Origin of the sequence: Ensifer sp. WSM1721, assembly GCF_000513895.2 — a bacterium.
In the GTDB taxonomy this organism is placed as follows: Bacteria; Pseudomonadota; Alphaproteobacteria; order Rhizobiales; family Rhizobiaceae; genus Sinorhizobium.
On sequence record NZ_CP165783.1, the window covers coordinates 1664224 to 1677188 of the forward strand.

Here is a 12965-nt window from a genome sequence, read left to right on the forward strand (position 1 = left end):
GGAAGGACGCCCATCGCATCCCTCAGCACAGCCGAGCAATGGGAGGCAATCATGGATAATTCGACGACCACCACGCCTCTGCGCCTGACGGCGCTCGCCCATGGCGGGGGCTGTGGCTGCAAGCTGGCGCCATCGGTGCTGCAGCAATTGCTCGCGGACCAGCCGATGAGCCGCCCCTTTGCGCGGCTCCTCGTCGGCACGGAAACGGGCGACGATGCCGCCGTCTGGCAGCTCGATGACGAGACCTGTGTGATCGCGACCACGGACTTCTTCATGCCGATGGTCGACGATCCCTTCGATTTCGGCCGGATCGCCGCCACCAACGCCATCTCCGATGTCTACGCCATGGGCGGAAAGCCGATCTTGGCGCTCGCCATTCTCGGCATGCCGATCGACAAGATGCCGACCGGCATGGTGCGGGAGATATTGAGGGGCGGCAGCGCGATCTGCGCGGAGGCCCGTATACCGGTTGCCGGAGGTCATTCCATCGATTCACCCGAGCCGATCTATGGCTTGGCGGTCATCGGCACAGGCCCGCTCTCCGGCATTCGGCGCAACAGCGGCGCCCGGGCCGGTGACGCCCTGATCCTGACCAAGGCGCTCGGCGTCGGGATCTATTCGGCGGCCTTCAAGAAGGGCGCATTGCCGTCGGATGCCTATGCCGAACTGATCGCGTCGACGACGCTCCTCAACCGCATCGGCGCCGAACTCGGTAGGAAAGCCGACGTGCATGCCGTCACCGACGTCACCGGCTTCGGCATTCTCGGCCATGCGCTCGAGATGGCCAAGGGCTCGAACAAGAGGCTAATGCTCAAGGCCGGCGAGATCGCACTTTTCGACCGCTGCGCCGAGCTCGCGGAACAGGGCTACGTCACCGGCGCCTCCCATCGCAACTGGGCAAGCTATGGCGAGAATGTGCTTCTGCCCGACGATCTCCCGCCATGGCGGCGCCATATCCTCACCGATCCCCAGACCTCCGGCGGCCTCCTTGTCGCATGTGATGCGGAGCGCGCGGAAGAGTTGCTGCGGGAGATCGTGGCGGCCGGCTATCCGGCAGCGCGGATCGTCGGTGCGGTCGAGGAAGGTGAACCGGGACTGCGCGTCACGGCCTGAGTGTGCAGCCCCTTCCGAAGGAATATCGCCCTGCCGCAGACCGGCGCGAGCACAGCCGGCCCGCACTGCAGCCAATACAATATATCGGTGCACAGAGCTCTCGTGAAACTTGCGAATGAAATCGCTGATGTCTACTGCATGAGTTCTCGGGGTGGGCACGCGTGGCGAAAGGGCGAGCATCGTGGAGCAGGCAGAGAAGGAGACCGGCAAAGGCCGGCGCAGGGCGCTTTGGGCGGCGGTGGCGGCGGTCGCAATCGCTGCGGCCGGCATGACCGGCTACAAGATCGTGGTGGAAAAGAGCGTCGGCAAGCTGATTGCCGATCGCGGCGGCAAAGCGGGCGCCGTCGAAGCGGATTTCCTCGGGCGCATTCATCTGCGTGACGTGATGCTGCCACTCAAGGATGGCTCCGATATCCGCATCGCGGCGGTTGACGGGCGGCCCAAGATCCTCTTCCTGGACGGCAGCCTCGAGCTGAGCGGTCTCGACGTCAAGACGGCCTTGGGTAAAGTGGCCGTGCCGCACGCAACCATCGAAGGGGCCAATCTCGACCACAGCACGCTCACGGAGATGTTCAGCAGCCGCAACGATCTCTCGCTGTCGAAGCGGATGGAGCTCTTTACCGCAACGCGTTTTTCGGCAGCGGAGGTCACGGTCACGCAAGCGGTGACCGGTACCGAACAGAAGCTGGTCTACAAAAACGTGGCTTCGGAAGACATCGCCAATGGGCGCATCGCGCGCTCTTCGGCGAGCGGCGCCACGATCGAATTCGCGGTGGACGTTCCGGACGGCAAGGGCGGCAAGAAGCGCCTGGCCGCCTCAATCGGAGCCATGACGGCGCAGGATATCGATGCGGCCTACCTGGCGCGGCTGTATACCGAGAAGGCCGGGCCTGACGACAAGGACGCAAAGCCTGCCTACGGGCCGATCTCCGTCAAGGACATTGCCTTTGCCGATGGCGAGGCGAGTTTCAGCTATGACGAGATGCGCAGCAGCGGCATCAGCATGCGGATGCCCGCCGAGCCGCTGCTCGAGATATTGGAAGAGCTGCAATCGGTGTCGACGCCCGGCGCTCTCCCTCCAGCAGAACTCCAGGCCTACTTCAAGCGAATCCTGTCGATCGTCGATATGACGGCGAAGGCTGACTTCGAGGTGCTCGGCATGAAGATCGACGCGCCCGCGAAGAGAGGAGAGGACGGCGAGAGGATAAAGCTCGCCATAGATCGCCTCGCGCTTCAGGTAGATGGCCGGAAGCTTGATGGCGCGCTGCATGGCCTGTCGATAGGAGAGGGCGCGAACTACTTCAAGCTCGCCGACGCGAGCATCTCGGGCTTTTCCTGGGACTCGACTCTGGAAGCTCTGAGGAAATTTGCCGCGCTGGACGAACACCAGCAGGAGCTTTTCCCCTTCACGACGCTGCTCCCGGAATTCGGAACGATCCGGTTGGCGGGTCTCGATGCCGATCTGCCCAATTCCAACAGGGATGCCGACGCGACGGATGCTGAAGAAAGCGATGACGAACAAAGCGCTGCGGGAGAAGCCGACGCACCGGCAGGTGATGCTCCATCGAACCCGAGCGACGGATCGGCGGATGCGACGAATGAGCCGACGGCGGAGCCTTCAGCTTCCGCGCCGGAGCGCATCCGCTTTGCGCTTAAGGACTATGAGGTGGCGCTTACGAGACCGCGCAACGGCATTCCGACCGATGTCCGTGTCAGATATCAGGATCTGACTTTCCCGATCCCGGAGAACATGCAGGACGAGCCCTTCGCACAGCTTCGCCAGCTGGGTTTCAACGAGGTGGTCCTTTCCTCGAGTCTCGAAGCCGCCTGGGACGAGTCGAACCAGAATCTTGTCATCAACGATATCTCCATGAGCGGAAGAGATATCGGCAGCATTTCCCTTTCCGGCCTGATGGGAGGCTTCAGTGACGCATTCTTCTCCGGCGACGCGGCCAAGGCCCAGGTGGCGCTGTTCGGCCTCACCGCTCGGGAAGCGAGGCTGAAGATCGAGGACCATGGCATTATCGCCAAGGGGATAAAGGCCTATGCCGAGGAAAACGGCATGACCGAGAACGAGGTGCGCGGCATGCTCACGATGACGGCGACGGCGCTGCTGCAACAATTTGCGGCCGACGAGCCGCGGCTGCAGAACGTGATGGACGCGGTTTCGCGCTTCATTGCAAAGCCCGGAACATTCACGCTGACCGCCAAGTCCAAAGCCTCGACTGGCGTCGGTGCATTCGAATTCGTGGCAGCCTCGCAAAACCCGGTTCTGCTTCTGGACAGGATCGATCTCGAAGCCACGGCGGAATGATGCGCCTCGTCCAAACGCTGTGGTTGGTTTGGACAATGGCATGGTGTGAAAAAACGTATGGAGCGCGTCGCGTGAATTCATCCGAAGGCGACGCGCTTTCTCGTCACCCCTCCTCCCGGCCCCGCCCGACATAGTCCGCGCGATTGATGCCGTGACGTGCCAGCTTGTCGTAGAAGGTCTTGCGGGGGATGCCGAGTGCCTGGAGCGTTTCCTTGACGTCGCCGCGATGCATTGCGAGGGCCTCCTTGAGGATCTCGGCCTCGTAGCGCTCCAGCCGTTCCGGCAGCGTGCCGGTGCTCGCTGTCGCCGGTGCCACGGCAGCCTTGCCCGGATTGCCCTCTACCCCGAGCGCGACCCGCTCGGCAAAGTGTGAAAGTTCGCGCACATTGCCGGGCCAGGCATGCGACATCAGGTGGTCCCGGACGGCCGCTGAAATTTCCGGCACCTCACGCCCGAACCGCTCCGATGCGCGCTTCAGGAAGTACGAGAAGAGCAGCGGGATGTCCTCGCGCCGTTCGCGCAAGGGCGGAATCTGTAGCGTCACGACGTTGAGGCGATAGTAAAGATCCTCACGGAAGTCGCCGCGCTCGGCGGGATCGCCGAGATCGATCTTCGCTGCCGCGACGACGCGGATGTCGACGGGGCGGACGGTATTGGTGCCGAGTGGTGCGATCTCACGCGCTTCGAGCACGCGCAGCATCTTGACCTGGGTCGCGGGCGGCATCGCCTCGATCTCGTCGAGGAAGAGCGTGCCGCCGCTCGCGTGCTCGATCCGGCCGATCCTTTTCTTGACGGCGCCGGTAAAGGCGCCGGGCTCGTGGCCGAAGAGCTCGCTCTCGATCACCGTTTCGGGCAGCGCACCGCAGTTGAGGGCGACGAAATTGCCGTTCCTTCGCCGGCTCCATTGATGGAGGAGCGTGGCCACGACCTCCTTGCCGCTGCCGGTTTCACCCGCGACCAGCACGTCGACGTCGGTATCGGCGATATGTTTCAGCGTCTGGCGCAGCCGCTCCATCGCCGGGGTCTGGCCGATCAGCGGCAGGCTGTCGGAGGCGGCCTCCGCGTCGCGCCTGAGCGCACGGTTCTCCATGACCAGGCGCCGCTTCTCCTCGGCGCGCCGCGCACTCTGGACGAGCCGGTCGGCGGCGAAAGGCTTGGCGATGAAGTCGTAGACGCCATCCTGAATGGCTTGCACGGCCATCGGTATGTCCCCATGGCCGGTCACCAGGATCACCGGGAGGTCCGGGTCGAGCTCCGCGATCTTGCGGAAGAGGGCGAGGCCGTCCATGCCCGGCATGCGGATATCGCTGATGACGACGCCGCCGAAGTCGGAAGTCAGTGCGGCGAGCGCCTCCGTCGCGCTGGGGAAGGGCGAGACCGCGAAACCCGCGAGCTCCAATGTCTGCCGCATCGCCTTGCGCAGGTCGTGATCGTCGTCGACCAGGAACACGGAGGGGGTGCCGCTCATTGCGCGTCAGCCTTCTGCAAATGGACGGTGAATGTCGTGCCGGACGCGCCACTATCGACGTCGATCGTGCCGCCATAGTCTGAGACGATCTCCTTGGAGATCGCTAGACCGAGGCCGAGCCCTTCTTCCTTGGAGGTGTTGAAGGGCGTGAACAGCTCGTCGCGGATATCGGCCGGAATGCCGGGGCCGTTGTCGGCAACCGTGAGCGCGATGCCTCTCGCCGTCTCCTCGCAGCGCACCTGTATCTTGCCGCCGTCACGGTCATCGATCGCCTCCAGCGCGTTCTGCAAGAGGTTGATCAACACTTGTTCCAGTCGGATGCGGTTGCCGTGCGCCTTCAAGCCGTCGGGCGGCAGCTCGATGTGGATCGCGTCCATTCTTCCGGCGAAACGGCTGCGCAAAAGCATGAGCGCGCCCTCGACGACATCCTTCATCGCCGTCGGTTCGGCGGCGAAATGGCCCTTGCGGGCAAAGCGGCGCAGCTCGTCGGTGATGGCGCCGACGCGCTCGGTGAGCTCGGCGATGCTCGTCATGTTCTCGGCGGCGGTCGCGCTCTGGCCGCGGTCGAGGAAGGTGCGGGCATTGTCCGCATATGCACGAATGGTGGCGACCGGCTGATTGATTTCGTGGGCGACGCCGGCTGCGACCTGGCCGAGGATCGCCAAGCGGTTCGCTTGAACGAGATCCTGCTGCACGGCCTGCAGCTTCTCCGTCGTCTGGCGATGATCGGCAATCTCGGTTTCGAGCCGGTCGCGCGCCATTCGCAAGTCGGCCGTTCGCTCCTCGACCTTCGCTTCGAGTTCGTTACGCGCCAGCCGCTCCTCCGCCGATCGCAGGGCGACAACCTGACGCCGGCGCAGGAGGAATGCGGCGAACGCAATCAAGGGAACCAGCATGGCGAGCATGAGGAGCTGCGCTCCTCTCGCTCCTGCCGCGAGCGTGGACTTCAGCGGCGACAATTGTTCGAGCCGCCAGTTCGTCGACGGCACCAGTGTCTCGACGCGCAGGAATGTCTCTGCGCGGGCTCCCGGCAGCAGGGCATCGAGCGTCGAGGAGCCGTCCGGCCGGGCGTCGATCCTTTGGAAGGGCAGCGGCAGCAAGGGTGCGTCGCCGAACTGAAGACTCTCTCGAATGCCTTCGAGCCGTTCCTCGGGGATCGCCTTCGTCGTCATGAAGCGCCAGGACGGCAGGCTGGTGATCAGGACGATGCCGCGCCGGTCGGTGACATAGGTCGGCTTGTCCGACAAACGCCAGTCGGCCTCCAGCGCATCGAATTCGAGCTTGGCGACGATCACGCCGAGCGGGCCTTGCGGCCCGTCGACGCGTCGGGAGATGTAAAGGCCCGGATGCTTGCTCACCGTTCCCATCGCGAAATGTTCGGCCTTGCCGTCGCGCATCGCCAGTCGGAAATAGTCTCGGAAGGCATAATCGTTACCGACGAAACTCGTCGGCTCCCGCCAGTTGCTGGCCGCGACCGCCACGCCATCGCGGCCGATCAGATAGACGACCGCCGCCTCTGCACTCGCCGCAAGGCTTTCGAGCTTGCGGTTGATCCGGTCGAGCGCCTGGTCGTCAAGGGCGGTAAGCGCTTCCCGAATGGCCGCGTCGTCGGCAAGCACCAGCGGCAGCGCGCGCTGCCGTTCGACGACGGCTCGCAGCAGTGAAGCCTTCAGGCTGGCGTCGATCCGGCTCTGCTCGGCGAGGCTGTCGAGCGCTTGCGATCGGCCATATCCGCCGGCGGCGAAGACGCCGGCGGCGAGAAGCGCCAGCGCAACCACCGCGAACAAGAACCATGATCGCCGCGCCCGGCGGCGCAACGCGCCGGGATCGTCCGCATCTGGAGGCTGTTTGATCATGCCCGCATTGTGCATGTTTTCGCTCAGCATGCCAGACGACCTGTGCGGATTCCCGCACAGGTTAATCAATGACCCTGCAATGTACTTTCGCAGGATTCAATGAATTCAACACTTTGATGATGTCGCGGCAAACTGGCACGCTCGTTGCTGAATAGCTCCACAAGGCAGCGGCTGCTGTCGATCTTCGGAAAGTGCCCGGGAGGCCCGGCATATCGCCGGACTGGGCGCCCCTCGTGGAGGATATCATCATGATCATTGAACATTCCGCGGAGGTCCGCGGCAAGACACCCTTTTATCGTCACCTCTATGTCCAGGTGCTGGCCGCGATCGCCGCAGGCATCCTGCTTGGGCATTTCTATCCGAACATCGGTACCGAACTGAAACCGCTCGGCGACGCCTTCATCAAGCTCGTGAAGATGATCATCGCGCCCGTGATCTTCCTGACGGTTGCGACCGGCATTGCCGGCATGACCGATCTCGCCAAGGTCGGCCGCGTCGCCGGCAAGGCGATGGTCTACTTCCTGACCTTCTCCACCCTCGCGCTCGTCGTCGGCCTCGTTGTCGCGAATGTCGTCGAGCCGGGCGCCGGCATGCACATCGACCCGGCCTCGCTCGATGCGAAGGCGGTTGCGACCTATACCGAGAAGGCGCATGAGCAGTCGATCACCGGCTTCCTGATGAACGTCATTCCGACGACGCTTGTCGGCGCCTTCGCCGAGGGCGACATCCTGCAGGTCCTGTTTATTTCGGTGCTCTTCGGCATTTCGCTGGCGATGGTCGGCAAGAAGGCTGAGCCGGTCGTCGACTTCCTGCAGGCGCTCACGCTACCGATCTTCCGGCTGGTGGCGATCCTGATGAAGGCGGCCCCGGTCGGCGCCTTCGGCGCCATGGCCTTCACCATCGGCAAATACGGCATCGCCTCGATCGCCAACCTCGCCATGTTGATCGGCACCTTCTATCTGACGTCGTTCCTCTTCGTCCTCGTCGTCCTCGGTGCGGTGGCGCGCTATAACGGCTTCTCGATCGTATCGCTCATCCGCTACATCAAGGAAGAACTGCTCCTGGTGCTCGGCACCTCGTCTTCGGAGGCCGCACTGCCGGGCCTCATGAACAAGATGGAGAAGGCGGGCTGCAAGCGCTCGGTCGTAGGCCTCGTCATTCCGACCGGCTACTCCTTCAATCTCGACGGCACCAACATCTACATGACACTTGCGGCGCTCTTCATCGCCCAGGCGACCGATACGCCGCTCTCCTACGGCGATCAGATCCTGCTGCTGCTGGTCGCGATGCTGAGCTCGAAGGGGGCTGCCGGTATCACCGGCGCAGGCTTCATCACGCTTGCCGCAACGCTCTCCGTCGTTCCCTCCGTGCCGGTCGCCGGCATGGCGCTGATCCTCGGCATCGACCGCTTCATGTCGGAATGCCGGGCGATCACCAACTTCATAGGCAACGCCGTCGCAACCGTCGTGGTGGCGAAGTGGGAAGGAGAGCTTGACCAAGCGCAGCTTTCCGCAGCGCTCGGCGGCGAAGCGGCGCCGGTCGAAACCATTCCGGCGGCTGTGCAACCCGCCGAATAAGCTGCCTCCCAGGGCAACGCACGCTGAGTGCGATTGGCGCGGTCTGGTTTTCCAGGCCGCGCTTTTTTTGACACGAAAGCTCTGGGCGTGACGACAGTCGCAGGCCAGAGGGGTAGGCCGCCTCGCCTTACCTAAATCCCGTGCAGCACTTGCGTCGCCTTGACCGCGGCGGAGGCCCGGTTTTCGACGCCGAGCTTCACATAGATCTGTTCGAGATGCTTGGTGACCGTGCGGGCGCTCAAGCCCAGGATCTCGCCGATGTCGCGATTGGATTTGCCCTTGGCGATCCACAGAAGCACCTCCGACTCGCGCTGGGTGAGGTGGAAATGCTGGCGCAGCATCTCGTCGTCGCTCATGCCGTTCTCGGCGGTCAGGCGGAAGAGATACTCGTTGGCGCCGATCGCGCCGAGATAGGAAATCTGCAGGCCGGTCTGGGCCGCGCGCTGCAGGGTGAAGCTGCCGTGCTTTTCGCTTCCGTGCTTGTCGCGCTCCCGCATCCATTCGGCAATCCGCCCAGTCACCACTGCCAGGCCGTCGTCGCTGCCGGTCGCCGCGTTGACGAGCCTTGTCGCCTGCGGCGTCGACCAGCGCACGGTACCGTCGCCGCGAACGGCGAGCAGATGCCGGCCGGCGGCGTCGAGTGCGACGCGGGCGCTCTGGGCGGAGCGCGCATTGGAGAGATGGACGCGGATGCGGGCGCGCAATTCGTCGATATTGATGGGCTTCGTCAGATAGTCGACGCCGCCGGCTTCGAGCGCGCGCACCACGTGCTCCGTCTCCGTTAATCCGGTCATGAAGACGACCGGCACCTGGGCGAGCGAGGCATTCGCCTTCAGCCGCATGCAGGTCTCGAAACCGTCCATGCCGGGCATCACCGCATCGAGCAGGATGATGTCCGGCGTGATGCGGTCGGCAATGTTGAGTGCCGCATTGCCGGAGGTGGCGATCAGCACGGAAAAGTCGGACTGTTCCAGCGCTTCGGTCAGGAAGCCGAGCGCCTCCGGGGAATCGTCGACGAGGAGCACGATGTCGCGCGGGGAGGCGGTCTCAGGCACGGGCGTTCGTCTCCTCCGAGAGCATCCGCTTCAGGAAAGCGTCAAAGCCGGACAAGTCGAAGGCCTGAACATAGGCGTTGACCGCTTCGACAAAGGCCTGGTTTTCCGGATTCAGGGCAATCTCCGTCAGTTTCGCCTCGATGCCTCTCACGTAGCCGATTTCACCGAGCTGGATCAATTCCTTCACATGATGGTCGCCGGGGCTCTTGAGCGCTCTGTTTCCGTCCGCAGGAGGCGTCTCCTGGACGTCGCCTTCATGGATCCATTCGAGGCCGAGATGGATTGCCAGCTTGTCGGTGAGTTGGCGCACGCCGAAGGGCTTGGCAAGCGTATCGCTGTGACCGGTGGCGCCCGCCGCCGAGCCATCGCCGATGTTGGCGGAAAGCATGATCGCCGGCGCCGTCTGACCCGCCTCCCGGAGCCGCGTCACCAGCTCCCAGCCACTCATGCCCGGCATGGATATGTCGATCAGGAAGAGGTCTGGCCTCGTGCCGTCGATGAGCGCCAGGCAATCCGCACCGCTTGCTGCCGAGAGAACGGTGAAGTCCAGCGGCAGGAGCACCTCGCGCATGAGATCTCGGTGATCCGCGTTGTCGTCGACGACGACGATCGTCCTGCGTGGTCCCTTGTAGGAGCGGACCTTGCGTATCGGATCCTTGAGCGCGGCCGGACGATCGACCGCCGAAAGCATCAGCCGCACCTTGAAGCTGGTGCCCTTGTCCTTCTCGCTGGCAACGGAGATTTCGCCGCCGAGCGTCTGGGTGAGCAGCCGCGTGATCGTCAGGCCGAGCCCAAGCCCTGGCATGCGATATTCCGCCTCGCCCCGCTGGAAGGGGTCGAAGATCTTCGGCAGGTCCTTCTCGCTGATGCCCCGGCCGCTGTCCTCGATGGTGAAACTCGCGACCTGGCTGCGATAGGCGACATCGAAGCGGATGCGTCCCCGCTCGGTGAACTTCAGCGCGTTTGAAAGCAGGTTCACGAGAATCTGCCGCAGCCGCTTCTCGTCGGTTCGCACAAATTGCGGCAGCGATGTGGCGCGATTGTGCTCGAAAGCAAGCCCCTTCGCCTGCGCTTGCGGGCGGAACATGTCGACGATCTGGTCGAGGAAGTCGTGGATATTGATCTCGTTCGAATAGACCTGCAGCTTGCCGGCTTCGATCTTGGAAATATCGAGCAGGCCGTCGATCAGCCCGGAGAGGTGATCGGCGCTGCGCTTGATTACCTTGATCGCGCCCTGGCGTGACGTCGGGATCGTCTCGTCGCGCTCGAGGATTTGCGCGTAGCCGAGCACGGCATTGAGCGGTGTGCGCAGCTCGTGGCTCAAACCGACGACGTAGCGGCTCTTCGCGCGGTTTGCCGCTTCCGCCGCCTCCTTGGCGTTCTGCAGCGCCGCGTCGGTCTTCTTGTGAGCGGCGATCTCCTTGAGGAGTAGCGTGTTCTGGCGCGAGGATTCCTCTTCGGCAACGACCCGGCTGTCATGGGCGAGCACGTAGAACCATGACACGACGCCGGCGACGATGGCGAAGACGAAGAAGACGATCGCGACCGTGCGCTCGACGACGGCCGCGGTTTCGGGTGAGCCGGCTGTCGTCTGGTGGGCGATCATCGCCAGGATGATGCCTATGCCGGTGATCGAGACGATCGCCGAGATCGCATAACGCCCGAGCCTCGTCGCGAGCTTGGCGACGATCGTTTCCGGCAGCAGCGTTTTCGCGACCGTCGCAACCTGCGTGTTCAGCCGGGCCTTCGGCTTGCACATGTCGTGGCAGCGGCTGTCGAGCGAGCAGCAGAGCGAACAGATGGGCGCCGCATAGGCCGGGCACCAGGCCATGTCCTCCGGTTCGAACGGGTGCTCGCAGATCGAGCAGGTGATCTCGCTTTCACGGAACCAGCTCTTGCGCGGCTTGCGGGCGAGGTAGAATTTTCCGTCGGTCCACCAGGCAATCAGCGGCGAGACGACAAAGGCCGTGACGAGCGCGATATAGGGGGCGAGCGAGGCGGCGATCGCGCCCATGGCGCCGAAATGTGCGGCGAGCGCGAGGAACGCTGACACGCCCATCGTGCCGAGACCGACGGGATTGATGTCGTAGAGATGGGCGCGCTTGAACTCTATGCCGGGGGGCGACAGGCCCAGCGGCTTGTTGACGAAGAGATCGGCCGAGATCGCGCACAGCCAGGCCATGGCGATGATCGAGAAGATGCCGAGCGTTTCTTCGAGCAGGCGGTAGATGCCGAGCTCCATCAGCAGGAGCGCGATCGCGACGTTGAAGACCAGCCAGATGACGCGGCCCGGATGGCTATGGGTCAATCGCGAGAAGAAGTTCGACCAGGCGAGCGACCCGGCATAGGCGTTCATCACGTTGATCTTCAACTGTGAAACGACGACGAAGGCGACCATCAACAGGAGCGCCGCCGTCTCGGATGGGAATATGTAACCGAAAGCCGTGTAATACATCTGCGCCGGATCGGCGGCTCTCGTCGACGGCACCCCGGCACTGAGCGCCAGGACGACAAGGAACGAGCCGGCGAGCAGCTTCGGTGCGCCGACGATCACCCAGCCGGAACCGGCGAGAAAGACGGCGATGCGGTGATGCAGCTTGCGCTCACCGTCCGGCGGCAGGAAGCGGAGGAAGTCCACCTGCTCGCCGATCTGCGCCATCAGCGCGAAGATCACAGCCGACGCGGCGCCGAATTCGACGAGATCGAAGGGTGCGATGGTGCCCGAGGGTCCGGACGTATGGTGGACGCCGGCATAGGCGAGCCACAGGCCCACCTTCTCCCAGTCCGCAAGCGCGATGAAGGCGAAGGGCAGGATGTTGAGCACGATCCAGAACGGCTGCGTGACGAGCTGGAACTTGCTGATCAGCTTGACGCCGTGGGTAACGAGCGGGATCACCACGACGGCGCTTATGATGTAAGCGATCCAAAGCGGTATGCCGAGCGCCAGCTCCAAGGCCCCGGACATGATCGAGGCCTCGATCGCAAAGAGGATGAAGGTGAAGCTCGCATAGATGAGCGAGGTGATCGTCGAGCCGATATAGCCGAAGCTCGCGCCGCGCGTCAGAAGATCGATATCGACGCCATGGCGGATCGCATAGCGGCTGATCGGCAGGCCGACCACAAGGATCATGACGCTCGCGATAAGGATCGCGACGATCGCATTGGTGGTGCCGTAGGACATGGTGATGGCGCCGCCGATGGCTTCGAGCGCCAGGAAGGAGATCGCGCCGATCGCCGTCTGCGAGATGCGCTCGGAGGAAAAGCGCCGCGCGCTTTTGGCGGTGAAGCGCAGCGCATAGTCTTCGAGCGTCTGGTTGGCGACCCAGCGGTTATATTCTCGTCGAACGGGAATGATGCGCTGGCGTGCCGCCATGGTCCCTCGTGATATCTCGCAGTGCCGGCCGAATGCGCCAGTCATCATTTCGTAACACAGGCAGCAGGCCAGCGAAATTGCTGCATTGCGGGAAAACAGCGAACTGAGGCGTCATCAACCGCAATCTATAGGACCTTAGTCCGAGGTGGCACTGTCCACAGGTCCTATGACCGTTGCCGAATTCCTTTCCTGGCACATATCGTCCTGAG

General features: G+C 63.6%; 7 protein-coding genes. 3 read left to right on the top strand and 4 right to left on the bottom strand.

Features of this window, described 5'->3' with window-relative positions; genetic code table 11:
- Nucleotides 1-51 precede the first annotated feature (51 nt).
- Together selD and M728_RS25350 are read left to right on the top strand one after the other, a co-directional pair.
- Nucleotides 52-1113 (top strand): selenide, water dikinase SelD, encoded by a 1062-nt coding sequence (gene selD, locus M728_RS25345; RefSeq protein WP_034883531.1) that lies wholly within the window; start codon nucleotides 52-54, stop codon nucleotides 1111-1113.
- Between the two features lie 181 nt (nucleotides 1114-1294).
- On the top strand, nucleotides 1295-3427 hold the full coding sequence (locus M728_RS25350) for a hypothetical protein (protein WP_026620525.1): 2133 nt from the start codon (nucleotides 1295-1297) through the stop codon (nucleotides 3425-3427).
- Nucleotides 3428-3530: 103 nt separating this feature from the next.
- Here the strand turns inward: M728_RS25350 and M728_RS25355 are convergent, their stop codons facing one another.
- Entirely contained in the window at nucleotides 3531-4895 is a 1365-nt protein-coding gene (locus M728_RS25355) for a sigma-54 dependent transcriptional regulator (protein ID WP_026620526.1), read from the bottom strand.
- Nucleotides 4892-6766, bottom strand: a complete 1875-nt coding sequence (locus tag M728_RS25360; protein ID WP_026620527.1) for a sensor histidine kinase — start codon at nucleotides 6764-6766, stop codon at nucleotides 4892-4894. Before M728_RS25360 ends, M728_RS25355 begins: the two co-directional genes overlap by 4 nt.
- A 233-nt stretch (nucleotides 6767-6999) precedes the next feature.
- On the opposite strand from M728_RS25360, the gene M728_RS25365 reads away from it, so the two are divergent.
- A complete protein-coding gene (locus M728_RS25365; RefSeq protein ID WP_370906489.1) occupies nucleotides 7000-8328 on the top strand; it encodes a dicarboxylate/amino acid:cation symporter in 1329 nt (442 codons plus the stop codon).
- 131 nt (nucleotides 8329-8459) lie between these two features.
- Here the strand turns inward: M728_RS25365 and M728_RS25370 are convergent, their stop codons facing one another.
- Nucleotides 8460-9383: a response regulator gene (locus M728_RS25370; RefSeq protein ID WP_026620529.1), complete on the bottom strand. Its 924-nt coding sequence runs from the start codon at nucleotides 9381-9383 to the stop codon at nucleotides 8460-8462.
- Nucleotides 9376-12756 carry an ATP-binding protein gene (locus tag M728_RS25375; RefSeq protein ID WP_026620530.1) on the bottom strand — a complete coding sequence of 1127 codons (3381 nt, stop codon included), beginning with the start codon at nucleotides 12754-12756 and terminating at the stop codon, nucleotides 9376-9378. The genes M728_RS25370 and M728_RS25375 overlap by 8 nt, the downstream gene beginning before the upstream one ends.
- Between the last annotated feature and the right edge of the window lie 209 nt (nucleotides 12757-12965).